Annotated in this window: 23 protein-coding genes; 17 read left to right on the top strand and 6 right to left on the bottom strand. The window is 40.6% G+C overall.

What is annotated here, in order from left to right; translation table 11 throughout:
- Positions 1 to 57 precede the first annotated feature (57 nt).
- Together LLW17_RS07350 and LLW17_RS07345 are read left to right on the top strand one after the other, a co-directional pair.
- On the top strand, positions 58 to 1011 hold the full coding sequence (locus LLW17_RS07350; protein WP_228229605.1) for a tetratricopeptide repeat protein: 954 nt from the start codon (positions 58 to 60) through the stop codon (positions 1009 to 1011).
- A gap of 167 nt (positions 1012 to 1178) precedes the next feature.
- Positions 1179 to 2531 carry a UDP-N-acetylmuramate--L-alanine ligase gene (locus tag LLW17_RS07345; RefSeq protein WP_228229604.1) on the top strand — a complete coding sequence of 451 codons (1353 nt, stop codon included), beginning with the start codon at positions 1179 to 1181 and terminating at the stop codon, positions 2529 to 2531.
- Between the two features lie 2 nt (positions 2532 to 2533).
- Here the strand turns inward: LLW17_RS07345 and LLW17_RS07340 are convergent, their stop codons facing one another.
- Positions 2534 to 2977 carry a DUF1569 domain-containing protein gene (locus tag LLW17_RS07340; RefSeq protein WP_228229603.1) on the bottom strand — a complete coding sequence of 148 codons (444 nt, stop codon included), beginning with the start codon at positions 2975 to 2977 and terminating at the stop codon, positions 2534 to 2536.
- A 106-nt stretch (positions 2978 to 3083) separates the two neighbouring features.
- On the opposite strand from LLW17_RS07340, the gene radC reads away from it, so the two are divergent.
- The 4 genes from radC (at position 3084) to LLW17_RS07320 (ending at position 6774) form a co-directional block, all read left to right on the top strand.
- Positions 3084 to 3782 carry a RadC family protein gene (gene radC / locus LLW17_RS07335; RefSeq protein WP_228229602.1) on the top strand — a complete coding sequence of 233 codons (699 nt, stop codon included), beginning with the start codon at positions 3084 to 3086 and terminating at the stop codon, positions 3780 to 3782.
- Positions 3783 to 3833: 51 nt separating this feature from the next.
- Positions 3834 to 5138, top strand: coding sequence for a polysaccharide deacetylase family protein (locus LLW17_RS07330; RefSeq protein WP_228229601.1), 1305 nt, complete (start codon positions 3834 to 3836; stop codon positions 5136 to 5138).
- A complete protein-coding gene (locus LLW17_RS07325; protein ID WP_228229600.1) occupies positions 5131 to 5823 on the top strand; it encodes a YjjG family noncanonical pyrimidine nucleotidase in 693 nt (230 codons plus the stop codon). The genes LLW17_RS07330 and LLW17_RS07325 overlap by 8 nt, the downstream gene beginning before the upstream one ends.
- A gap of 72 nt (positions 5824 to 5895) precedes the next feature.
- Positions 5896 to 6774 carry a hypothetical protein gene (locus tag LLW17_RS07320; RefSeq protein WP_228229599.1) on the top strand — a complete coding sequence of 293 codons (879 nt, stop codon included), beginning with the start codon at positions 5896 to 5898 and terminating at the stop codon, positions 6772 to 6774.
- 96 nt (positions 6775 to 6870) lie between these two features.
- Here the strand turns inward: LLW17_RS07320 and LLW17_RS07315 are convergent, their stop codons facing one another.
- Positions 6871 to 8148, bottom strand: a complete 1278-nt coding sequence (locus tag LLW17_RS07315) for a replication-associated recombination protein A (protein ID WP_228229598.1) — start codon at positions 8146 to 8148, stop codon at positions 6871 to 6873.
- 155 nt (positions 8149 to 8303) lie between these two features.
- On the opposite strand from LLW17_RS07315, the gene LLW17_RS07310 reads away from it, so the two are divergent.
- Complete coding sequence (locus tag LLW17_RS07310; protein WP_228229597.1) at positions 8304 to 9014, top strand: rhomboid family intramembrane serine protease; 711 nt, start codon at positions 8304 to 8306, stop codon at positions 9012 to 9014.
- Here LLW17_RS07310 and rlmB read toward each other — a convergent pair.
- The 4 genes from rlmB to LLW17_RS07290 all read right to left on the bottom strand — a co-directional run bounded on the left by rlmB (position 9011) and on the right by LLW17_RS07290 (position 16537).
- Positions 9011 to 9745: a 23S rRNA (guanosine(2251)-2'-O)-methyltransferase RlmB gene (gene rlmB / locus LLW17_RS07305; protein WP_228229596.1), complete on the bottom strand. Its 735-nt coding sequence runs from the start codon at positions 9743 to 9745 to the stop codon at positions 9011 to 9013. The genes LLW17_RS07310 and rlmB overlap by 4 nt on opposite strands.
- A gap of 89 nt (positions 9746 to 9834) precedes the next feature.
- Positions 9835 to 11430 carry a SusD/RagB family nutrient-binding outer membrane lipoprotein gene (locus tag LLW17_RS07300; protein ID WP_228229595.1) on the bottom strand — a complete coding sequence of 532 codons (1596 nt, stop codon included), beginning with the start codon at positions 11428 to 11430 and terminating at the stop codon, positions 9835 to 9837.
- 6 nt (positions 11431 to 11436) lie between these two features.
- The gene (locus LLW17_RS07295) at positions 11437 to 14640 is read right to left on the bottom strand and encodes a SusC/RagA family TonB-linked outer membrane protein (protein WP_228229594.1); all 3204 of its coding nucleotides are present in this window, start codon (positions 14638 to 14640) and stop codon (positions 11437 to 11439) included.
- A 208-nt stretch (positions 14641 to 14848) separates the two neighbouring features.
- A complete protein-coding gene (locus LLW17_RS07290) occupies positions 14849 to 16537 on the bottom strand; it encodes a BamA/TamA family outer membrane protein (RefSeq protein WP_228229593.1) in 1689 nt (562 codons plus the stop codon).
- A 176-nt stretch (positions 16538 to 16713) separates the two neighbouring features.
- Between LLW17_RS07290 and rpsL the strand changes: the two genes are divergently transcribed.
- The 10 genes from rpsL to rplV all read left to right on the top strand — a co-directional run bounded on the left by rpsL (position 16714) and on the right by rplV (position 23369).
- Positions 16714 to 17088, top strand: a complete 375-nt coding sequence (rpsL, locus tag LLW17_RS07285) for a 30S ribosomal protein S12 (protein ID WP_099645971.1) — start codon at positions 16714 to 16716, stop codon at positions 17086 to 17088.
- Between the two features lie 76 nt (positions 17089 to 17164).
- The gene (gene rpsG, locus LLW17_RS07280; protein WP_228229592.1) at positions 17165 to 17641 is read left to right on the top strand and encodes a 30S ribosomal protein S7; all 477 of its coding nucleotides are present in this window, start codon (positions 17165 to 17167) and stop codon (positions 17639 to 17641) included.
- Between the two features lie 6 nt (positions 17642 to 17647).
- Positions 17648 to 19780 (top strand): elongation factor G, encoded by a 2133-nt coding sequence (gene fusA / locus LLW17_RS07275; RefSeq protein WP_228229591.1) that lies wholly within the window; start codon positions 17648 to 17650, stop codon positions 19778 to 19780.
- Positions 19781 to 19791: 11 nt separating this feature from the next.
- Entirely contained in the window at positions 19792 to 20097 is a 306-nt protein-coding gene (gene rpsJ / locus LLW17_RS07270) for a 30S ribosomal protein S10 (RefSeq protein ID WP_009779180.1), read from the top strand.
- Between the two features lie 198 nt (positions 20098 to 20295).
- Complete coding sequence (rplC, locus tag LLW17_RS07265; protein WP_228229590.1) at positions 20296 to 20907, top strand: 50S ribosomal protein L3; 612 nt, start codon at positions 20296 to 20298, stop codon at positions 20905 to 20907.
- Positions 20907 to 21536: a 50S ribosomal protein L4 gene (gene rplD, locus LLW17_RS07260; protein WP_228229589.1), complete on the top strand. Its 630-nt coding sequence runs from the start codon at positions 20907 to 20909 to the stop codon at positions 21534 to 21536. Before rplC ends, rplD begins: the two co-directional genes overlap by 1 nt.
- A 4-nt stretch (positions 21537 to 21540) precedes the next feature.
- Positions 21541 to 21831, top strand: a complete 291-nt coding sequence (gene rplW, locus LLW17_RS07255; RefSeq protein WP_228229588.1) for a 50S ribosomal protein L23 — start codon at positions 21541 to 21543, stop codon at positions 21829 to 21831.
- 9 nt (positions 21832 to 21840) lie between these two features.
- Positions 21841 to 22665, top strand: a complete 825-nt coding sequence (rplB, locus tag LLW17_RS07250) for a 50S ribosomal protein L2 (RefSeq protein WP_228229587.1) — start codon at positions 21841 to 21843, stop codon at positions 22663 to 22665.
- Between the two features lie 6 nt (positions 22666 to 22671).
- Positions 22672 to 22950, top strand: coding sequence for a 30S ribosomal protein S19 (gene rpsS, locus LLW17_RS07245; protein WP_099645978.1), 279 nt, complete (start codon positions 22672 to 22674; stop codon positions 22948 to 22950).
- 8 nt (positions 22951 to 22958) lie between these two features.
- Complete coding sequence (rplV, locus tag LLW17_RS07240) at positions 22959 to 23369, top strand: 50S ribosomal protein L22 (RefSeq protein ID WP_228229586.1); 411 nt, start codon at positions 22959 to 22961, stop codon at positions 23367 to 23369.
- Positions 23370 to 23372: the final 3 nt, after the last annotated feature.

Here is a 23372-nt window from a genome sequence, read left to right as displayed (position 1 = left end):
CAGAAAATAAAAAAACGTGGTCTGTTTTTTGTTTAGTTTTGGCTCAAATACTTAATTATGCGCTTTATACTCCTTTTTCTCTTAAGCTTTTCGGCATTCGCTCAAAACTCAGATTTTGATAAAGCCCTAAAACTTTTTGAAGCCAGGCAATATGCAAAATCAAAGCCTTTTTTTGAGTCTTATTTAAAAACCAATCCCAGCGATGCCCGTACCCGGGAGTATCTGGGAGATATTGCATCCCACAATAAAAAGTGGGATGAAGCTTTAAGTTATTATACTCCGCTCGTTGAAGAAAAGCCCAAAAACGCAAACTATCACTTTAAATACGGCGGTGCTTTGGGGATGAAAGCTTTAAGCATAAGTAAATTAAGAGCGGTAACCTATATTGACGATATCAAGGAGCATTTTACAAAAGCTGCAGAATTAGATCCGAAGCACATAGAAACCCGTTGGGCTCTGGTAGAATTGTACATTCAACTTCCCGGAATTTTGGGAGGCAGCTATAGCAAAGCGGAAAGTTATGCGATGGAATTGCAAAAAATTTCTCCTGTAGACGGTTATCTTTCGCGAGGCTACGTCGCCGAAAAGCAGAATGATATGAAAGCGGCTGAAAAATTATACCTCAAAGCTATTGAGGTGGGCGGTTCACCTACCACATACCAGAAGCTGATAGATCTTTACGAGAAAGACAATGCCCCCGGAAAGGCGCTAAGTGCAGCTCAAAAAAGCTTTAAAATCCATAACCGCAATCAAATCAATTATCAGATTGGTAAAATTTGTGCTGAGTTCAACATCAAGCCCGAGTTGGGATTAGCCAGCCTTAAACAATATATCGCAAATCATTCTATCAAAGATGGGGTGCCGGTAAGTTGGGCGCATTTCCGTATAGCGCAGATTTACCGCAATCTGGGAAATAAAAGCAGCGCGAATTACCACATCAATTTGTCTTTGGCAGATTTGCCCGATTTTGATCAGGCTCTGGAAGAAAAAGAGCGCATAGACGCGATGTAGCTTTCAGTTTTTGTTTTATTGAGCAAGGGGTTTAGATCTATTGGCGATAGGAGATACTTGTCCTGCGGGGTCTTTTTAGGTTTAATTATTTCTGTTTCTTCGGTTTTACTTAGGAGTCGCTTTTAGTAACTTGCGCTACACTTAATCATTTGGAAATTCCTCAAAGAATGCGCGTACATTTTATAGCGATTGGCGGTAGTGCCATGCACAACTTAGCTCTGGCTCTTCATCATAAAGGATATCAAATCAGCGGTAGCGATGATGCTATTTTTGAACCTTCACGTTCCCGTTTGCAGGAGTTTGGCTTATTACCTGAAGAATTGGGCTGGTTTCCTGAAAAACTAGATGAGAATCTGGATGCCGTTATTTTGGGAATGCACGCCAAACCCGACAATCCCGAGTTGCTCAAAGCTCAGGAACTCGGCCTGAAAATTTACAGTTACCCTGAGTTTTTATACGAGCAGTCTAAAGAAAAGACCCGCGTGGTCATTGGAGGTTCACATGGTAAAACCACTATAACCTCCATGATTTTGCACGTGCTGCAATATCACGATCGCGAGGTTGATTTTATGGTAGGTGCGCAATTGCCCGGTTTTAAAACGATGGTTCACCTTACCCAGGAGAACGATTTTATCTTGCTGGAAGGAGATGAATACCTGTCTTCGCCCATAGACCGCAGACCAAAATTTCACCTTTACCAGCCTAATATCGCTTTGATAAGTGGGATCGCATGGGATCACGTGAATGTCTTTCCTACCTACGAAAATTACGTGGAGCAGTTTTCCATTTTTGCAGATAGCATTGCCCACGGTGGCATTTTAGTCTATAATGAAGAAGATGCTGAGGTAAAACGTATTGCAGAGGCAGCTACTGCACCTACACGCAAGCACGCCTATACCACTCCCGAATATTCCATTGAGGATGGGGAGACATTACTTGAAACTCCGGAAGGACCTATGCCTATTGCTGTTTTTGGAAAACATAATTTAAGTAATTTGGCAGGAGCCAAATGGATTTGCCAGCATATGGGTGTAGATGAAGATGATTTTTACGAAGCCATCGCAAGTTTTAAGGGTGCGGCAAAACGGCTTGAGAAAATAGGAGAGACCGCATCAAATATCGGCTTTAAAGACTTTGCACATTCGCCTTCTAAAGTAAAAGCAACCACTGAAGCCGTTAAAAAGCAGTTTCCCGGGCGTAAACTCATTGCCTGTTTAGAACTGCATACCTACAGCAGTCTCAATGCCGAATTTATAAAAGGCTATAAGGGAGCTTTAGATGCTGCCGATGAGGCGGTGGTTTTCTTTTCACCTGATGCGGTGGCCATCAAAAAGCTCGAAGCGATAAGTAAGGAGCAAATTGCCGAAGCTTTTGAGCGCGATGATTTGACTATTTACACCAACGCTGAAGCCTTCAAATCGTATCTGGTGGATCAAAAATTTGAAAATAGCGTGTTGCTACTGATGAGTAGCGGTAATTATGGCGGACTTAATTTTGATGAGGTTCAAAATATGCTTTGAGCCTAAACCTTGAATTGGTTGAGATGGTGATTGAGGTGTTTGTATTGCATTTTACCCCATTGTTCCGGAGTTAATTTCCCAAAAACAGGATGTGGTTTCCAGTCTTTTTTGTCACGTAAATTATAGAATGCGTCAACCCGTTTGAGCAGGTTTTCACGTTCGAGATTAAAGTCTGCCGTTTCGGTTATTTTGAAAGCCTTTGGGGTAGGCATATTCTTCATAAAGGGCCGGTCATTATACATGCTTTTTTTGAAGAGCAGGCGTATGAGAACATTTGATTTTAAACCAAAATCTTTTTCGTAAACAGCAATATCCAGAGGCCTCTGGCAATGTTTCAGCATTTGTCCCGCATTCATTTTGCCCCACAGCGGTGTGGTTTCCGGTTTGAGATCAGCGATACGTTGCTGAATTTCGTCATAAGCTTTTTGATCAAGTAGCGATTGCATAAAATTCGGTTTTAAATCATTGAACTAAAGTTACATGAATTAAATTTAGCTTAGTTATTCCGCAAAGCGGAAGCGATTCAGTTTATAACTCTTAGGGCGTTGTGGTATGAGCGAGGCTAAATCAAATTTTACAATTAAGAACTGGTCTCTTGACGACCGTCCGCGTGAAAAATTATTACAAAAGGGTAAAGATGTGCTTACCGATGCAGAACTCATTGCGATCCTGATAGGCTCGGGAAGCCGCAATGAAACTGCCGTAAGCTTGAGTCAGCGTATTTTGGCAGCAGCCGACCATGATCTTAATAAACTGGGAAAGCTAAGCATCGCTCAGTTGATGGAATTTAAGGGAGTAGGCGAGGCCAAGGCGGTAACTATTGCCGCGGCAATGGAGCTGGGACGCAGAAGAAGAGCCGCAGGTGCTGAAGAACCTTCAAAAATCACCGGCAGCCATACGGTTTATGAAGTACTTCAACCTATTTTAGGAGAACTGGGTCACGAAGAGTTCTGGATCTTATACCTTAATAATTCTAATGTCATTTTAAATAAGCATCAACTCAGCAAAGGAGGAATGACCGGTACGCTGGTAGATGTGCGGCTGGTTTTAAAGAAAGCGCTGGAGACCGGCGCAGTATCCATCATTTTGGCACACAATCACCCCAGCGGAACCTTAAAGCCCAGTCAGGCAGACAAGGACATCACTTCAAAACTAAAATCTGCGGCGTCTGCCCTCGATATTAAAGTTCTCGATCATTTAATCATTACTGAAAAAGCCTACTTTAGCTTTGCCGATGAAGGTTTGCTGTAATTCTTTCGCCCTTAATAGAAAAATGCAGAACTTGCCATTAAGAATTTATAGATGCTCCTAGTTTATACCCATAAGATTACACCCAGATTACGCTATACGTTTAAGCATATCTGTACCTATATTCTGGGTATACCTGTAAAATTTACCAGTGCCGTTGATGAGTTTATTGTACACGACAGTCTCAAGCTGTCGTATACCAACAAGCCCTTAGGCAAAGAGCTTTTTATAAAGAGTCAGGAAGTTTTATTTGAACAGGGTATTGCCGATATAGAGATCAAAGTGCAGGCCTGGCGCGACACCAAATGCTTTTTTGTGACCGGCCCCAAGAGCCTGCTTCCTTTCGATATTTTTGCAGCTTCCTTTGTTTTGCTGAGCAGGTATGAGGAGTTTTTGCCACACGTTAAAGATGAGATGGGGCGTTTTCCGGCAACTGAAAGCCTGGGTTATCAGGAAGATTTCTTAAATCAGCCGGTAATTGATATTTGGGCAAGCTATTTTAAAGAGGCTCTTAAAGAAAGCTATCCCAATTATGATTTTCCCGAGCGTAAATTTTCATTTCAGGCGCTGGTAGATGTCGAGCAGGCATACGAAATGAACAGCGCGGGAGTGATGCGCTGGGTAAGCGGTCTGTTTAGTGATCTCTTTCGGTTAAAGTTTCAACGTATTTGGTTGCGGTTTCAGGTGAGTTTGGGATTGCGTAAGGATCCTTTTGATACCTTCAGCTGGCTTATAAACGTTCAGAAAAATGCAAAATTTAAGTTTTTGTTCTTTTTTCAACTGGGAGATTATTCCACTTATACCAAAAACATTCGGTTTAATAAACGCACGTTCCGCGAACTCATTAAAATGGTTGGCGATTACAGTGAGATTGGTTTGCTGTTTTCCAAGGAGGCCTTAGAGGCTAAAAAACAGATGAAGATTGAAAAAAAACGACTTGAGAATATTATAAATAAGCCCTTAAATGCGGTGCGCTGCTCTACAAATATGGGAAGTCTTCCGGTTCAATACCGCGAGATGATTCAGCTTGAAGCGAAAAACGATTATTCTATGGGTTACCCCAATGTACTGGGTTTCAGAGCCGGTACCTGCACGCCGTTTTTCTTTTACGATCTCGATTATGAGAGTATTACGCCCTTAAAATTGCATCCCATCTGTGCGCAGCCGGGAGCCTTTGAGGCGCAGGGTCTGGATGTTCAAGAACTCAATCACAAGCTCGATATTTTTTTTAGAATTAAAAGAGAAATAGAGCAGGTAAATGGTACGTTTGTGTTTAGTTTCAGCAATAAATCGGTAACCGGAAAGGGGCAGGATCAAGGGCAATGGAAACAATTTTTTAGAGAACTGGTCAATGCATAAACTAGAAGGTATAAAACACGTTTTTTTTGATCTGGATCACACCCTGTGGGATTTTGACCGAAATTCTGCACTTACTTTTGAAGAGATCTTTAGTAAAAACAAGATAAGCATTCCGGTAGGTGATTTTTTGGAGGTTTATAAACCCATAAATTTCGAATACTGGAAATACTTTAGAGAAGCACGCGTGACCAAAGAACAGTTGCGCTATGGCAGGCTTAAAAAAAGCTTTGATAAACTGGGAGTGGCCATTGATGATTTTTTAATAGACAGGCTGTCTACAGACTACATCAGTTACCTGCCCAAATACAATCATCTTTTTGACGGGACTTTACAAGTGCTTGAAGAGCTTAGACCTCATTATGAATTGCATATCATAACAAATGGTTTTGAAGAGGTTCAGCATCTAAAACTAAAGAACTCTAAGATAGATCACTACTTTAAAACGGTGACCAGCAGTGAAGCGGTTGGGGTAAAAAAGCCCGATCCCAAGATCTTTTTCCATGCTTTAAAAGTTGCCGGAGCTGCGGTTGAGGAAAGTGTTATGGTGGGGGATACCTATGATGCAGATATTGTAGGGGCACAAAACGTAGGGATGAAAACCATTTTTTTAAATTACCATAAGGAACAGGTAGATTCCGGAGAGCGAATTATTGAACAGATCGAAGCTGTTAAAGTATATTTATAAAACTGATAAAAACCTTTGGTTTTTTATCTTCTATGCTAATTTTGAAATGCATTTGCCTAAAATAGAAATCTTATGAAAAAAATGATAAGTCTGCTTATACTGATGACGGTTGCTTTTACCGGTTTAAAAGCCCAGGATGTTAAAGACTATAAATATGTAGTAGTACCCCAGAAATTTGATTTTCAGGATGAGGCTGGGCAATACGATCTCAATGCCCTTGCCCGCTTTCTTTTTATTAAATGGGGGTTTGATGCTTATCTGGAAAACGAAGAGCTTCCTGCAGATCTCAATGCCTCTGGATGCAATACCCTTTACACCCGTGCAGACGTGGGTGGCTTTTTGACTACCAAAGCAAATATTAAGCTTGTGAACTGTAAAGGTCAGACGGTTTTTGAAATCCCTGAGGGTAAGAGCAAGATAAAGGAGTTTAAGGCCGGCCATCAGGAAGCTTTTAGACGTGCTTTTGAAGGTTTGGAAGAATTGGGTTATACCTATTCTGACGAGATCGTTGAAAGCGCAGAGGTTTCCGAAGAAACCGAAACACTAATTCCCGAAGCCCGTAAAACCATGCCGCAACCTGCTGAAACGAAGACTGTAAAAGTTTCGGCTGTGCCAAAAAATGGGAATATCGAGGTTAAAGAGGTGCTGGAAGTAGCTGAGCAAAATACCGCTGAACAAAAGCCAAATAAAAATGAAGCTCTTGTTGAGAAAAAAGTCGAAAGCAATCTGGTGAGTGAAGACGGAAGCTATAGCCTTAGACCCGTAAGTAGCGGTTTTGATGTATATGAAGGGGAATCAAAAATAGGCACAGCCACTAAAACCTCAAACGGATCGTATCTGGTGAGTACTTCAGAATTTACCGGTATTGGTTATTATAATGGCTCAGAATTTACTGTTGAGCGTGAGATTAAAGGTGTTTCGGGTCTGGTAAAAATGGTGTTTACCCGATAATCGAGATTCATACTTTTAATATTCAGACCCCGGATTCATCTTTTTCAGAACAGAATCCGGGGTTTAATGTATCATACCTTCTGCCACAGTACGTTTTTAATAATCGTATTTATCTCCCCAGCGATTTTTAAGAAACTTGCGAATGCCGTCTTCACGGGCATTTTCGCCGGGATCGTATAATTTGTGACCGCTTAGTTCTTTGGGGAGAAATTCCTGAGATATAAAATTGCCGGCGCCATCGTGCGAATATTTATATTCTTCACCATAACCCAGTTCTTTCATAAGTTTTGTGGGAGCATTACGCAGGGCTAAAGGTACAGGGAGATCGCCGGTTTGTTTAACCAGTTGTTGCGCTTTGTTTATTGCCATATAAGAGGCATTGCTCTTAGGTGAGGTTGCCAGATAGGTCACACACTGACTTAAAATAATACGGGCCTCAGGGTAACCAATTGTATTTACTGCCGTAAAGGAGTTGGTTGCAATTACCAGTGCCGTGGGGTTTGCATTGCCAATATCTTCTGAAGCCAGAATAATAAGCCTGCGCGCAATAAATTTAAGGTCTTCACCACCCTCAATCATTCGGGCCAGATAATACACGGCTGCATTGGGATCGCTACCGCGAATAGATTTGATAAATGCCGAAATGATATCGTAATGCTGCTCACCGGTTTTATCATAAAGCACCGTGTTTTGCTGAACCTTTTGCTGAACCATTTCGTTAGTGATAACCACTTCCTCTGAAGATTCGGTTGTGACCAAAAGCTCAAAGATGTTGAGCAGCTTGCGTGCGTCACCACCGCTTATACGCAGCAGGGCTTCGGTCTCCTTAAGTTTAATTTTCTTTTTGGCTAATACCGCATCCTGGGTCATTGCGCGTTTTAAAAGCGCCCTCAGATCATCAGCCGAAAATGGGTTGAGCACATAAACCTGACATCGGGACAGCAATGCAGGGATCACTTCAAAAGAAGGATTTTCGGTAGTGGCACCAATTAAAGTTACCCAGCCTTTTTCAACGGCTGCCAATAGCGAATCTTGCTGAGACTTGCTAAAGCGGTGAATTTCGTCAATAAAAAGAATAGGGTTCTTTTGAGTAAAAAGTCCGCCGGCTTGCTTGGCCTTTTCGATCACTTCACGCACATCTTTCACCCCGCTGTTAATCGCGCTTAAGGTGTAAAAAGGGCGTTTAGATTCTTCAGCAATTATAGAAGCCAGCGTGGTCTTGCCCACACCGGGAGGGCCCCACAGAATGAGTGACGGGATGATCCCCGACTTTATGGAAGAAGTGAGCGAGCCTTTGTCCCCAACCAAATGTTCCTGGCTTAGGTAGTCGTCTAAATTCTTTGGGCGTAAACGTTCTGCGAGTGGTGCATTCATAATTCAAAATTATTTAAATATGCGGGATAAACTGACAGTATTGCTTACTTTATGATTTTGGCTAAAGAATTGCTTATTCGGTTAATAAGAATATCAGCTTTGGGTCTATAATCTCTTAAGGATTTAGGAAGGAGCTAAACACCAGTTAGATTTTAATGAATCAGAAAAACTCAAAAGCCGCATTGGTATTTACACCTGAAGTCGTGTGGGTGCCGTTTGCTTTTGCATTAGTGATATGGCTTGTTTTTTGGTTTGAATTGCGGTTTGGGTATAATTTTACTCCTTTTGGAGTTCTGCCAAGATCCTTAAAAGGCTTGCGAGGTGTTCTATTCTCTCCCTTTATTCATTCTACCTTAAGTCATTTATGGCACAACACGGTCCCTGCGGTGGTGTTGACCGGAGGCCTGTTTTATTTCTATAGGGGTGTGGCCTGGAAGGTTTTGTGTATTCTTATTCTTGGAGCCGAAATAGGAACATGGATCATAGGGAGAGAGGCTTACCATATTGGTGCAAGTGGAGTCATTTACGGGTTGGCTTCTTTTCTTTTTTTTAAAGGAATCTGGTCCAGAAACTTTCGATTGACCGCTTTCTCCTTAATTGTGGTTTTCCTCTACGGAAGTCTCATCTGGGGAACTTTGCCCTTACAGGAAGGAATGAGTTGGGAAGGCCATCTAAGCGGATTTATAACCGGTACTGTTTTGGCTTTTGTAGTTCGGGCTAAAATTGCAAAACCCACTAAATATGCGTGGGAGGCAGAAGACTACAAGGCCGAGGATGATCCTTTTCTTCGTCAATTTGATGCAGAGGGTAATTTTATAGATCCCGTTCCTGAAACAGATGAAGAGGAAGATGAGCTGCCCCGTTAGCGGCGCTGCCTTACAATCTCATACAAAAATGCCCCGCAGGCTACCGAAACATTTAAGGAGCTAATGCTTCCCGTCATAGGTAGTTTGGCTTTATGGTCTACCAATTTTAAAACTCCAGCAGTGACTCCTTTTCCTTCGCTTCCCATTACCAAAGCAGTAGGTGTGGTATAGTCTAAATCATAAATAGAATCTTCCGTCTTTTCGGTTGCTGCCACCACCTGCACTCCTGAACCTTGCAGGTAAAATAATGCGTCTTTGATGTGATCAACCTTGCAAATAGGAATGTTGAATATGGCTCCGGCAGAAGTTTTAACTGTGTCGTCAGTCACCGGGGCACCGCCTGATTTGGGTATTATGATTGCATCAACGCCTGTGCAGGCTGCAGTACGAATTATCGCCCCGAAGTTACGCACATCGGTGAGTTGATCAAGCAACAGAAATAAACCCGGCTTTTCGCTCATTAAAATGGCTTCTGCAGTTGCTTCGAAATCTGCAAACTGAATAGGGGAGATGGTTGCGATGGCACCCTGATGGTTTTGATCAGAAAGCTTGTATAGTTTCTCCTGTGGAACATAAGAGGTCGAAATGCCGTGATCTCTAATAAGCAGTTCCAGTTCTTTAAAGAGCGGATTATTCAATCCCTTTTGAAGGTAAATTTTTCCGATTTCTTTGCCCGCATTAATCGCTTCAATAATGGCTCGGGTACCGTAGATGTGGGTGTTTTTTGACATAGCACAAAGGTAGTATTGTTTTGGTGGATGTAGAAATAAAAAAAACCACCCGTTTAGGGGTGGTTTTTGATTTTATGAGAATTCCGGAATTAGTTAACGTCCCAGAAAAGTTTACTCAAAATGGTATCACCATTGTCAAGATCTGCTGCAGCCGCTGATCGATTTTCTCGGTTTAGCGTCTGTAGAATCTGTGGATATCGTAAACGGAATGGTAAGTCAGTAACATTATTAACACCAGAAATGAATGTATACGACTCAATTCGGTTTGATGGAGACTGAGCTTCAATCTGATTTTGAGGAAGTGTTACCTGATCTCCCGGTAATAACAAGGTGTTAGGGAAACCGGTTCTTCGGTAATCAGCATAAGCGGTATGTGGCTGCATGTAAAGAGCGATGTATTTTTGAGTCAATACATTTTCTTCGTTTGCAGCAGGAAGAGTAGCAACATAAGCATCAATATCAGCATCGGCAACTCCCCATCTTTCCATAGAAGCACGTACACCATTAGCATAATTAGCTTGACTCCAGTTATTTTGTTCAGAAAGGATAAACTGAACTTCAGCATACTCCATCAATACCTCACCATAGTCTGGTTTAAGTATTTTACCACTCATAAAAGAGTAAGAACTGAACGGAAGGTTATTCATGTTTCTAAAAGCGTAAGGAGCACCTACATAATCGTCGGGGTCCTGACTTGGTTCATAAGAACTGTCTTTCACTTCTTCAATAGTAGCTGAAATTGGAGCTGCCATTTCAAAAAGTCTTGGGTCTAATCCAAAATTTCCGCTTTCACCTTTTAATAAGTCAATAAATGGAGCAGTTACCGCAAAATCGGTACGACCATCTACTTCAAAGGCAATCCAGTAAGGAGAGGCGTTGATATTGGTGGTTCCATACTTTTGTATTGCGTTATCATCGTTGGAAGTCATAACACCTGCCTGAACAGCAGCGGTGATTGCGCTATTAGCTGTTGCAGGATCAACCTCTCTAAGATTGTTTGCAACTCTCAGGATAAGAGAATTAGCAAACTTCTTCCATTTAACAGGATCTCCACCAAAAATATTATCACCACTGATAAATACAGGAGCATTGGTGTTGATCATGTTAGAAGATTCTCTCAATTCCTTAAGAATATCAGTATATATTTTTTCTTGTGGAGCAAATACCGGTGCGAAAGACTGGTCAACCGCTAAGGCTTGAAAATCAGGATCATCAGAGCCATAAGAATAATAAGGTACGTCACCGAAGAAATTGGTTAGTTCGTAAAACATATACGAAAGCATAATTCTTGAAGCGGCAATCTGATTGTCATTATCGCCTGAAGCAGCCGCGTCATCACGTGTAGCTTCATTGGTGTTGAAATCAATAATTGCTTTAAGATCAGATGCTGCTAAATAGGTATTTTGATAGATGCTTTCTGCTGTTGTCTCACGATATAGATAACGATCTTCGTCAGCATAAGCAGTCTGTCCCCAGTACTGTACCCAGGCCTGGGTTAATCGCCCGGCATTAAAAGCATCACGGCTAAAATCGGTAAAGCTTTTTGTCGCATCAGCGAAAATATTACCCGTAGGAACTACCTCCGGATCATTCGGATTGGTGTTCACGTCTTCAAGACCCTCATCACAAGAACTAAATCCTGCAGCGACAAGGAGCATCAATAAGATTATAAATTTATTTTTCATTTTCTTTTAGAATTTTAATTGAACATTCAGTCCATATGAGCGTGTAGATGGTAAAGAACCACCTTCAGAACCCTGGATATTTCCACTACCGGAAGTTGCAACTTCAGGATCAAAGTTCGCGTTGTCTAATCCCCAAACTAATAGATTTCTACCAAATGCGGTTACACGAACATCGCTCAGAGCACTGCCCAACCATTTTTTAGGTAAGCTGTAACCAAGAGTTACCTCTCTAAGTTTCCAATAGGTGGCGTCAAAAACGTTTTGATTGTCATTTCCGAAGAAATAATCGGTACCAAATTGCTGCGCAGAAATTACCTGAGTGTTTTCTGCAGTATTAGTTACAGTGTAAGAACCATCGTCATTATAGGTAACATCACCAGTAACTCCCGGAAGGATTAAACCTTCTTCACGGATATTATTAGCAGCAGTTTGCTCTAAGATACCGGAATAGTTACCCCAGATATTTGTTAAAGAACGGAATTTACCTCCTTTTTGGTGGTCAATTAAGAAACCTAAGCTGATTCCTTTAAAGGTAAAGCTGTTGCGAATTCCCAGGTTATAATCAGGTAGAATGGAACCTAAGTTTTGAACATCCTGCGTTTCTGCATAACTACCGTTATCATTTACCACTTTATTACCCTGATCGTCATAAACGAAGTTAGTACCTCTAATCTGACCATAACGCTCACCAACAACTGCGTTTAGAGAAACACCGTTAAATGGGAATCGCGCAATCTGCAAAGTTTCCAAGCCGGCAGCAAGACTTAACAAGGTGTTTTCGTTTTTAGCAAAGTTAAATGTTACGTCCCAGCTGAAATCATCTGTCATAAGCGGTGTAGCATTAACAAGAAGTTCAATACCCTTGTTTTCTAATTCACCGGCGTTAAGAACTGTAGTAGTAAAACCTGTTGAAGGATCAACCTGTACCGGAGTGATCAAATCTTTGGTCAACTCGTTGTAATAGGTAATGTCAAAACCTAAACGTCTGTTAAAGAAAGAAGCTTCTACACCAAATTCATAAGTGCGCTTATCCTCTGGTCTCAATTCTGAATTTTTGTTACTGTTATTCAGGGAGAAAGGAACACTTCCAAGAAATGGGTCTGAACCTATAAACACGTTACGCAATTGGTAAGGATCAGTATCACTACCAACCTCAGCATAACCTGCTCTTAGCTTTAGGAAAGATAACCATTCGGCATTAATAAATTGAGATGCGATAAAACTACCACTAAAAGATGGGTAAAAATACGAGTTATTATCAGCTGGCAACGTAGAAGACCAGTCGTTACGACCAGTTACAGTTAAGTAAGCAAAGTTATCATAGCCCAAAGAAACAGAACCAAATAAACTGTTGATTTGTCTTTGAGTGTCTGCTTCTGAAACACTTGGGTTTTCGGCTGAATTACTCAGGTTATAAAAGTTAGGAACAACGAGGCCACCATTTGTAGATGATGATAGGGCATGAAATTCATTTACCCTTCTGTTTCCACCCACAAAGGCATTTATACTAAGCTTGTTATCAAAAACATTTTTGTCATAATGAAAGCGAGTTTCATAGTTTATTTCCTGAAAATCACGATCGGATTCGGAATAAGAGGCAAGTGCTTGAGAACCTACTGCAGTTCTTTGATTAACTCTAAAATCGTAAGTATCACCATACACCTTAGCAACCGCATAAAACTCATCGGTAAAGTTGTAGGTAGCGCCTACAGTACCATACCAGCGTGTTCTTTTATCCTCTGCCGTATTCTTGTTGAGTACCCAGTATGGATTGTCTGTATATCTTGGAAGCGGGTTTGTAGCTGAAATACGGTTCCAGGTTCTTTGACGTCCGTCAGGTGTTTGGAAAGCCTGAAGACGGTTGTAGTCTAAAGAGGTTTGACCAAATTGATATAGCTGAAGAATAACACTTTCTCCTGTGTAACCTACTGCAGGTCTGTTAAAACCATCAGTTACTGTAAAGTTAACCGAAGCATCAACTTTTAATTTATCTCCTATTTTGGTTGATCCATTAAAATTAACCGACGTCTTGTTCAGTTTGGTATTTGGTAAAATACCTTCGGTTTGTGTATTATTTATAGACATACGCATGTTGCTGTCTTCACCACCTTGTGAAAATGCTACACCATTGTTATACGAATATCCGGTTTGAAAAAGAGTGCTTCCGTCGTTTTTTGGATATAACCAAGGACGTGTTTGAAGATAGTCATTCTCAAATTCGGGGTCAAAGGCATCCCAATGCAAAACTTGTTGTCCTTCATAACGAGGTCCCCAGGACTCATCGGTACCAAAGTCGACCACGTCATAAGTAGTTCCATTGATAGTAGCCTGGTTAAAGCCACCCTGATTGCCAATGGTAAAATTACCACCGCCTCCACCGTAAAGCTTCTGAACTTTAGGAAGGATGTTGACTTCTTCAAATGTGATGCCTGTATTAACTACAACTTCACCTTTACCTTTTTTACCAGATTTGGTAGTAATCTGGATAACACCGTTAGATGCACGAGAACCGTAAAGCGCCGCGGCAGCTCCACCTTTAAGTACGTTCATACTCGCAATGTCATCCGGGTTGATGTCAAAACCGGTATCACCAAAATCACGACCACCACCACCTGCTTGGGTAGTTGATGAGTTGTAGTTACTGTTATCTAAAGGAATACCATCAACTACAATAAGCGGTCTGTTTTCCTGAGTAATAGATCCAATACCACGAATCACGATTCGCGAAGACCCACCAAGATTACCAGATGCATTTGAAATTTGAACACCGGCAACTTTACCTGATAAGGCATTAAGTGCGTTGGTGTTACGTGTTTCTGTTAATTCTTCACTGCTTACTTCCTGCGTAGCATAACCCAGAGATTTTTTCTCTCTTGAGATTCCAAGTGCGGTAACTACGACTTCTTCTAAAGCCTCCCCGGCCTGTAGTGAGATGTCAATTGTACTTGAAGCTCCTACAACGCGCTCTTCCTCCTGAAATCCTACATAAGAGAAAACAAGTGTTTCTCCTGTAGCAACTTCAAGACTATAATTACCGTCAAAATCGGTTTGAGTTCCTGTAGTGCTGTTTTTTACCAAAATGTTTACACCCGGGAGCGGTACACCGCTTCCGTCTGTAACAGTTCCGGTAACTGTTTTTGTTTGTGCAAAAGAAATTTGCACAACTAACGCCAATAGTAGCGTTAGCAATCCACTAAATTTAGTTTTCATGTTAATTGTTTATTTGAATTAGCCAATCGCGAATTTGTAAAAATTATAATGAATTGCCAATTATATTATGGTAAAATTTCATTTCTGTTTTAAAAATAATTCAATGTTATTAACATTTTATTGAGTTTTGTTTAACAGAACTCCCGTCTAATCCTATTAAAATATAAACTTGGTAAGATTATATAGTTTACACAGTATGAGTTGTTTATTAGAAAATAACACGCAATTGTATATGTATAATTGATGAAGATAAAGAGGCTTTGTTTTTCTCGTTAAACGGTGTCACAATATTGAGACTTAACCATCCTGCATTGGTGAGAATGCTACCTCCTAAGCCTATTCCGAAAAGTAAATCTGATTTTTCACTCAAAGGATTCTCGTAATATGCGCTGTCAAAAACAGAATTTAGAAAAATACTGTTTAAAGGTCGGTATCTGTACTCGGTTTGTAATGCAGTAAAGAAGGGTGTGTAGAGCGCGTTTTCTTTATACCCTCTGAGGGTTTGCATACCGCCCAATTGATGCATTTCGTTTTTAAAAACATTTCGTGGGCTTATATAAGTTGTTGTATTCTTAATGAAAAATTTGTGTTTCTCGCTGAAATCAAATGTGTAGGCCGCATCGATATTAAGAAGTAACTGGTTGAGATTTCTTAGTTGATCTTCTGTCCGGCGCGTGGAAAAACCCACATCTAGATTGAGGTAATTTGTATCAAAAGGATCTGATGAATTTTTAGGGTTACGTGTTTCAAAACCTGTAGTGAAAATGGTTTTGGTAAAATTCTCAATACCAGCTGTCGATAAGGCTTCAAGTTTGGTTGAGCGTATTTGTCCTGCCTGAGCATTAATTGTGAATGTTGGTGACCAGGTATAATCGATCTTCAGGTTAGTCTGGCTGTTTGAAAAACTGCTGTCCTGCCTGAATAATCTCAGGCTCGGTGTTAGGCTAAAAGCCGATCTAAACAAATACGGGATTCTTAATGAAGCTTCTAGTTGCTGCTGGTTGTCACCATTTCCTCGAAATTTAATCTCCAGGCTTTCGCCATAGTTTAAAGTGTTGTTTAGATTCAAATCAAGATAACCATTGATGCGCAGGCCGTTTGTGTTTTCCTGGTTTGCAAATCCTAAAAATCCTTCAAATAAATTAGCGTTTGCTTTTTCCAAATAGAGGTATAGAGTCGTGGAGTCTTTACTGAAAAGAATTTCGGGTTCTCTGGATTGTTTCACAAAATCCAGTTCCTTTAGAAAATTGCTACTCTGACTTATTTTTTCTTCATCATAAAGAGTGTTGGTCTTGAGTTTGGTGAAATGTGTTAAAAAACTCTTTGGGAATTTGTCGTAGCCTTTTACGACAACCTCTGTTAATTTGCGTTCCTGATTGTTTTTTATAGATAATACGGCATGGGCCGTGTCATTTGACAATCTTATGTTTTGCACTGCGTAACTTGTAAGTGGTCTTCCTTTCTTTGTGTCGATGCGTGCAAATTCTTCTAAAACAGCATTTAGATCGTTATGTCTTATATATATATGAGAGGCTGTTCTATCAAGGCCAAATTTTTCAGCATAATCTGAAACAAACGCCTGATCGTATTTTAATTTAAAAACAGTCGTTTGTTCTCCGCTTAAAAATTTGATGCAGTAGTTTGTGTCGTTTGCAGTTTTAAGTCTGGTGATTTGGTGTTGAAAATATCCGTCTTTAAGTAGGCTGTCTTTGCTGTTTGTAAGAGATTCTTCAAGCGCTTTTCGATTCGGGAAGAATCGGGTTTGAAAATATACAGATGCGATACTATCTGATTCTTTAGTTTCACTCTGAACCAAAAGTTGAAGTTGCTGTGCTCGGCTTACTTTTGTTAAACCAAAAAGAAGAAGCGCTAATAATACTATAAGTCTGTAAGTCATTTAAATGGGCTGAAAACTGTCGTTTCTGGTTTTTTTAAAAATAGATAAATAACTTCAGCTTAAAATACCTTTGAAAATTAATGATTTATAGCTTGAATTACTCAAATTATTTTATACCTTTGCAAGCCCTTAGAAAAGGGGTTATTAGAAAAATTATAATTTAGGTAAAAGAAATTATGCCAACAATTTCACAATTAGTACGAAAAGGAAGAGCCAAGATGACCAAGAAGAGTAAATCGGCTGCTCTAGATTCGTGCCCACAACGCCGCGGGGTTTGTACCCGTGTGTACACCACTACGCCTAAGAAACCTAACTCGGCTATGCGTAAAGTTGCCCGTGTTAGATTGACTAACGGTAAAGAGGTGAACGCATACATTGGTGGTGAGGGTCATAATCTACAGGAGCACTCGATAGTATTGGTAAGAGGCGGAAGGGTAAAGGATTTGCCAGGTGTTAGATATCACATTGTACGTGGAGCTTTGGATACCGCAGGTGTTCAGGGAAGACTACAGCGTCGTTCTAAATATGGTGCAAAACGCCCTAAAAAGTAAACTGTTAACTGTTAACCGCTTAAGGTAATACTTTTGACGAATAACGATTAACGATTAACATTTAACAAACACAGAAATGAGAAAAAGACAGGCCAAAAAAAGACCACTTTTACCAGATCCACGTTTTAACGATCAATTGGTTACACGTTTTGTAAACATGATGATGTGGGATGGTAAAAAATCGATAGCCTTTAAAATTTTCTACGATGCAATGGATATCGTGGAAGAAAAGAAAAACAACGACGAGAAAACAGCTCTTGAAGTTTGGAAAGATGCCCTTTCTAACGTTATGCCTCACGTAGAAGTACGTAGCCGTAGAGTAGGTGGTGCAACTTTTCAGATTCCAATGCAAATCAGACCAGATCGTAAGATTTCTACTGCGATGAAATGGTTGATTAGCTACTCGCGTAAGCGTAATGAAAAATCAATGGCTTCTAAGCTTGCTGCCGAAGTATTGGCTGCTGCAAAAGAAGAAGGTGCGGCTGTTAAGAAGCGTACAGATACTCATAAGATGGCGGAAGCTAATAAAGCATTCTCTCACTTTAGATTCTAAAAAAAAATGGCACAAAGAGATTTAAAATATACTAGAAATATAGGTATTGCGGCTCATATTGACGCGGGTAAAACCACGACAACAGAGCGTATACTCTATTATACGGGTGTGAGCCATAAAATTGGTGAGGTGCATGATGGTGCAGCTACCATGGACTGGATGGAGCAAGAGCAGGAGCGTGGTATTACCATTACTTCGGCAGCCACTACCTGTACATGGAAGTTCCCGATGGAGAACGCACAGCCTTTACCTGAAACTAAAGATTATAACTTCAACATTATCGACACTCCGGGACACGTTGATTTTACCGTAGAGGTAAACCGTTCGTTGCGTGTTCTTGATGGTTTGGTGTTTTTGTTTAGCGCGGTTGATGGTGTGGAGCCACAATCTGAAACTAACTGGAGACTTGCTGATAACTACAAAGTACCACGTATGGGCTTTGTAAATAAAATGGACCGTCAGGGATCAAACTTTCTTGAGGTTTGTAAGCAGGTTAAAGAAATGCTAGGTTCTAACGCAGTGCCTATCGTACTTCCTATTGGTGATGAAGCTGACTTTAAGGGTATTATAGACCTTGTTAAAAATCGTGCTGTTGTATGGCACGACGAAACTCAGGGAGCAACTTTTGACGTTGTTGCAATTCCTGAAGACATGAAGGAGGAAGTGAAGAAATACCGTGGTATGCTAATCGAAGAGGTTGCTGCTTACGATGAAAATTTGCTTGAAAAATATATGGAGGATGAAGATTCTATTACTGAAGATGAAGTGCACGCTGCACTTCGTGCTGCGGTGATGGATATGTCTATCATTCCAATGATTTGTGGTTCTGCCTTTAAAAACAAAGGTGTGCAGTTCTTGCTAGATGCTGTATGTCGTTATTTACCTTCTCCTGTAGATAAGGAAGGTATTAAAGGTATCAACCCAGATACAGAAAAAGAAGAAATCCGTAAGCCTGACGTAACTGCTCCGTTTGCAGCACTTGCATTTAAAATTGCTACAGATCCTTTCGTGGGTCGTCTTGCATTCTTCCGCACCTATTCAGGTCGTTTGGAAGCAGGTTCTTATGTATTGAACAATCGTTCAGGAAATAAAGAGCGTATTTCTCGTATTTACCAAATGCACGCGAATAAGCAAAATGCTATCGATTTTATCGAAGCTGGAGATATTGGTGCTGCTGTAGGATTTAAGGATATCAAAACGGGTGATACCCTTTCTGATGAGAAGCATCCTATTGTATTGGAAAGTATGGATTTCCCTGATCCGGTAATTGGTATCGCTGTTGAGCCTAAAACAAAGGCAGATGTTGATAAATTGGGTATGGCTTTAGCAAAACTTGCTGAAGAAGATCCAACATTCCAGGTGCGTACAGATGAAGCTTCAGGCCAGACTATCATTTCTGGTATGGGTGAGCTTCACTTAGATATTATCGTTGACCGTCTTAGACGTGAGTTTAAGGTCGAAGTAAGTCAGGGTCAGCCTCAGGTAGAGTACAAAGAAGCAATTACTAAAACTGCAGATCACAGAGAGGTTTATAAGAAACAATCTGGTGGTCGTGGTAAATTTGCTGATATCGTATTTACTTTAGAGCCTGCAGAAGAAGGTAAAGTAGGTCTTGAGTTTGTTAACGCTGTTAAAGGTGGTAACATTCCGAAAGAATATATTCCATCTGTTGAGAAAGGTTTTAAAGGAGCTATGAAAAATGGTCCGTTAGCTGGTTTTGAAGTAGATGCAATGAAAGTGACTCTTAAGGATGGTTCGTTCCACCCTGTGGATTCTGACGCATTGTCTTTTGAGCTTGCTGCTAAACTTGGTTTTAAAGCAGCTGCAAAATCTGCCGGAGCTGTAGTTATGGAGCCTATTATGAAAGTAGAGGTAATTACTCCTGAAGAGAATATGGGTGATATCGTAGGTGACCTTAACCGTCGTCGTGGTCAGATGAGCAGCATGGGAGACCGTGCCGGTGCAAAAGTGGTAAAAGCTTTGGTGCCTCTGTCTGAGATGTTTGGTTATGTAACCACCTTACGAACGCTTTCTTCTGGTCGTGCAACTTCAACTATGGAGTTTGCGCACTACGCAGAAACGCCTTCTAACGTATCACAGGATGTAATCGCAGCAGCAAAAGGAACCGCTAACGCTTAATTTACTAAGAAATGAGTCAGAAAATCAGAATAAAACTTAAATCTTACGATCACAACTTAGTAGATAAGTCTGCTGAAAAAATCGTAAAAACGGTAAAAAGTACCGGTGCTGTAGTAACTGGGCCAATCCCACTTCCTACGCACAAAAAGATCTTTACAGTATTGCGCTCTCCTCACGTTAACAAGAAATCACGTGAGCAGTTTGAGCTTAGCTCTTACAAGCGTTTGCTTGACATCTACAGTTCATCTTCAAAAACCATCGATGCGTTAATGAAGCTTGAGCTACCGAGTGGTGTTGAAGTAGAGATCAAGGTATAATTTTCACGGAGGTGGGAATCTCATGTGAATAGTAAGAAATATGAGATTCCTGCCTTCGCAGGAATGAACATGTCCTGAGCTGCGAGCGAGGGAAAAACGGTAAAAATACATTCAGGGTCGAACGTATTTTGACCCTGTTTTATTTCGGCGAAAGCCAAACAACAAAAAGTAAATTAGTAATAATCAATAATAATTAATATGTCTGGGTTAATTGGAAAAAAAGTGGGTATGACCAGCATCTTTGATGAGAACGGAAAAAACATTCCGTGTACCGTTATCGAAGCAGGTCCCTGCGTTGTTACCCAAGTCAGAACCGAAGAGGTTGACGGGTATAGTGCCCTTCAGTTAGGTTTCGATGACGCAAAGACTGCAAATAAAGCTGCTCAAGGCCACGCCAAGAAAGCAGGTACAGTTGCAAAGCGTAAAGTTGTCGAATTTCAGGACTTTGAAGGAGAATTTAAATTAGGCGATGCAGTAACTGTAGATGTCTTTAGAGAAGGTCAGTTTGTTGACGTTGTGGGAACCTCAAAAGGTAAAGGTTTTCAGGGGGTTGTAAAACGTCACGGTTTTGGTGGTGTTGGTCAATCAACTCACGGTCAGCATAACCGTTTGAGAGCTCCCGGTTCTATCGGTGCGGCTTCGTATCCTGCACGAGTATTCAAAGGAATGCGTATGGCGGGTCAAATGGGAAATGAGCGAGTAAAAGTTCAAAATTTAAGAATTTTAAAAGTAGTTGCTGAAAAGAATCTACTTGTGGTTAAAGGTTGTGTGCCTGGTCATAAAAATTCTTATGTAATTATTGAAAGGTAATGAAAGTAGCAGTAGTTGATATTAAAGGAAAAGAAACAGGGAGAGAGGCAAACCTTTCTGATGCTGTTTTTGGTATAGAGCCTAATGATCACGCTATCTACCTAGATGTAAAGCAACACCTTGCCAACAAAAGACAAGGTACGCACAAGTCTAAGGAGCGTGCTGAGATTGCAGGTAGTACCCGTAAGATCAAAAAACAAAAAGGTACCGGTACTGCAAGGGCTGGTAGTATTAAGTCTGGTGTATTTAAAGGAGGGGGTAGAATGTTTGGTCCAAGACCACGTAATTATTCCTTCAAATTGAATAAAGGACTTAAGCGTCTTGCACGTCGTTCAGCTTTAACACTTAAGGCAAAAGAGAACGCGATTACCGTAATTGAAGACTTCAATTTTGATACCCCAAAAACCAAAGAATTCATCAATGTTTTGGCTGGTTTAGGGCTTGAAAATAAAAAGTCTCTATTTGTATTGGGTGCTTCAAATAATAATGTATATTTGTCGTCACGCAATTTAAAGACCTCTGAGGTTATAACGAGTTCAGAATTAAGCACTTACAAAATTATGAATGCTCATAATGTAGTGTTTTTGGAAGGTTCTCTAGAAGAAATTGAGCAAACTTTAAGTAAGTAACAACATGAGTATTTTAATAAAACCCGTGATTACCGAAAAAGCTACAACCGATAGCGAGCTTCACAGTCGTTATACGTTTGAAGTAAATCCCGGTTCGAATAAGATCGAAATTAAAAACGCTGTAGAGGCGGCTTATGGTGTTTCGGTAATTAAAGTAAGAACAATGAACGTTCGCCCTGATCGTAGTACCAAATACACAAAATCTGGTATGATCACTGGTAAAACAAGTGGCTTTAAGAAAGCTATTGTACAGGTGGCGGAAGGTGATGTGATTGATTTTTATAGTAACATTTAAGACAAAAAAATGTCAGTAAGAAAATTAAAACCAATCACTCCAGGACAGCGATTTAGAGTAGTAAATGGGTTTGACGCCATCACTACTGATAAGCCGGAGAAAAGCCTATTGGCTCCGATTAAAAAGTCTGGAGGGAGAAACAGTCAAGGAAAAATGACCATGCGCTATAAAGGTGGTGGTCACAAAAAGCGCTATCGCGTTATTGATTTCAAAAGAAATAAGGAAGGTGTTCCTGCAACAGTAGCTTCAATTGAGTATGATCCTAATCGTACTGCATTTATCGCTTTGTTGAATTATCAGGATGGTGAGAAGCGATATATTATTGCTCCTAACGGACTTCAGGTTGATCAGAACATCGTTTCTGGTTCTGGTGTTGCTCCTGAAATTGGAAATGCACTTCCACTTTCTGATATTCCATTGGGAACTATTATTTCTTGTATAGAATTACGTCCTGGTCAGGGAGCTATTATGGCTCGTAGTGCTGGTGCTTTCGCGCAGCTTATGGCTCGTGATGGTAAATTTGCGACAGTAAAATTACCATCTGGTGAAACGCGTTTGATTCTTGCAAATTGTATGGCAACCATTGGTGCTGTTTCTAACAGTGATCACCAGCTTATTGTATCTGGTAAAGCAGGTAGAAAACGTTGGTTAGGTCGTCGTCCACGTACAAGACCAGTAGTAATGAACCCTGTCGATCACCCAATGGGTGGTGGTGAAGGTCGTGCTTCCGGTGGTCACCCACGTTCTAGAAAAGGTATACCTGCTAAAGGTTACAGAACGCGTACGAAGACAAAAGCGAGTAATAAATATATTGTAGAACGTAGAAAGAAATAATAAGATATGGCACGTTCATTAAAAAAAGGACCTTACGTTCACTATAAGTTAGAGCAAAAAGTTGCAGCTAATATAGAGTCTAACAAAAAGACAGTAATCAAAACCTGGTCAAGAGCCTCTATGATTACTCCTGATTTTGTTGGTCAAACTATAGCTGTACATAATGGTCGCCAGTTTGTTCCTGTATATGTGACAGAAAACATGGTAGGTCATAAGTTAGGAGAGTTTTCACCTACGAGATCTTTTAGAGGTCACACGGGGTCAAAAAATAAAGGTAAAAAATAATTGAAGCTATGGGAGTTCGTAAAAAGGAAAAAGCAGAGCAGAGAAAAGAGGCTAAACGTAATATAGCCTTTGCTAAACTGAACAACTGCCCTACTTCACCACGTAAAATGCGTTTAGTTGCAGATTTAGTACGTGGTCAGCAAGTAGAGAAGGCGCTTCAAATATTGAAGTTTAGTAACAAGGAAGCATCTCGTCGTGTTGAGAAATTGGTTCTTTCTGCTATTTCAAACTGGCAGGAGAAAAACGAGGATGCAAGTATAGAAGATGCAGACTTGATTATTAAAGAGATCCGTGTAGATGGAGGAAGTATGTTAAAAAGACTTCGTCCTGCACCACAAGGTCGCGCACACAGAATAAGAAAACGCAGCAATCACGTTACAGTTGTGCTTGGTGCTAAAGATAACACACAAAGCAATTAATAA

The organism is Leeuwenhoekiella parthenopeia (genome assembly GCF_020782115.1).
Taxonomy (GTDB): Bacteria; Bacteroidota; Bacteroidia; order Flavobacteriales; family Flavobacteriaceae; genus Leeuwenhoekiella; species Leeuwenhoekiella parthenopeia.
The sequence above is the reverse complement of the archived record's forward strand: the minus strand, read 5'-3'. Positions and strand labels throughout refer to the sequence as shown.

Bases quoted from the DNA above. Each gene is read 5' to 3' on its own strand.
- LLW17_RS07345 (WP_228229604.1), top strand. From the start codon at position 1,179: ATGCGCGTACATTTTATAGCGATTGGCGGTAGTGCCATGCACAACTTA.
- LLW17_RS07320 (WP_228229599.1), top strand. From the start codon at position 5,896: ATGAAAAAAATGATAAGTCTGCTTATACTGATGACGGTTGCTTTTACC.
- rpsJ (WP_009779180.1), top strand. From the start codon at position 19,792: ATGAGTCAGAAAATCAGAATAAAACTTAAATCTTACGATCACAACTTA.
- LLW17_RS07350 (WP_228229605.1), top strand. From the start codon at position 58: ATGCGCTTTATACTCCTTTTTCTCTTAAGCTTTTCGGCATTCGCTCAA.
- fusA (WP_228229591.1), top strand. From the start codon at position 17,648: ATGGCACAAAGAGATTTAAAATATACTAGAAATATAGGTATTGCGGCT.
- LLW17_RS07300 (WP_228229595.1), bottom strand. From the start codon at position 11,430: ATGAAAAATAAATTTATAATCTTATTGATGCTCCTTGTCGCTGCAGGA.
- rlmB (WP_228229596.1), bottom strand. From the start codon at position 9,745: ATGTCAAAAAACACCCACATCTACGGTACCCGAGCCATTATTGAAGCG.
- LLW17_RS07325 (WP_228229600.1), top strand. From the start codon at position 5,131: ATGCATAAACTAGAAGGTATAAAACACGTTTTTTTTGATCTGGATCAC.
- rpsL (WP_099645971.1), top strand. From the start codon at position 16,714: ATGCCAACAATTTCACAATTAGTACGAAAAGGAAGAGCCAAGATGACC.
- rplB (WP_228229587.1), top strand. From the start codon at position 21,841: ATGTCAGTAAGAAAATTAAAACCAATCACTCCAGGACAGCGATTTAGA.
- rplV (WP_228229586.1), top strand. From the start codon at position 22,959: ATGGGAGTTCGTAAAAAGGAAAAAGCAGAGCAGAGAAAAGAGGCTAAA.
- LLW17_RS07340 (WP_228229603.1), bottom strand. From the start codon at position 2,977: ATGCAATCGCTACTTGATCAAAAAGCTTATGACGAAATTCAGCAACGT.
- LLW17_RS07315 (WP_228229598.1), bottom strand. From the start codon at position 8,148: ATGAATGCACCACTCGCAGAACGTTTACGCCCAAAGAATTTAGACGAC.
- LLW17_RS07295 (WP_228229594.1), bottom strand. From the start codon at position 14,640: ATGAAAACTAAATTTAGTGGATTGCTAACGCTACTATTGGCGTTAGTT.
- rplW (WP_228229588.1), top strand. From the start codon at position 21,541: ATGAGTATTTTAATAAAACCCGTGATTACCGAAAAAGCTACAACCGAT.
- rpsS (WP_099645978.1), top strand. From the start codon at position 22,672: ATGGCACGTTCATTAAAAAAAGGACCTTACGTTCACTATAAGTTAGAG.
- LLW17_RS07310 (WP_228229597.1), top strand. From the start codon at position 8,304: ATGAATCAGAAAAACTCAAAAGCCGCATTGGTATTTACACCTGAAGTC.
- LLW17_RS07330 (WP_228229601.1), top strand. From the start codon at position 3,834: ATGCTCCTAGTTTATACCCATAAGATTACACCCAGATTACGCTATACG.
- radC (WP_228229602.1), top strand. From the start codon at position 3,084: ATGAGCGAGGCTAAATCAAATTTTACAATTAAGAACTGGTCTCTTGAC.
- rplD (WP_228229589.1), top strand. From the start codon at position 20,907: ATGAAAGTAGCAGTAGTTGATATTAAAGGAAAAGAAACAGGGAGAGAG.
- rplC (WP_228229590.1), top strand. From the start codon at position 20,296: ATGTCTGGGTTAATTGGAAAAAAAGTGGGTATGACCAGCATCTTTGAT.
- LLW17_RS07290 (WP_228229593.1), bottom strand. From the start codon at position 16,537: ATGACTTACAGACTTATAGTATTATTAGCGCTTCTTCTTTTTGGTTTA.
- rpsG (WP_228229592.1), top strand. From the start codon at position 17,165: ATGAGAAAAAGACAGGCCAAAAAAAGACCACTTTTACCAGATCCACGT.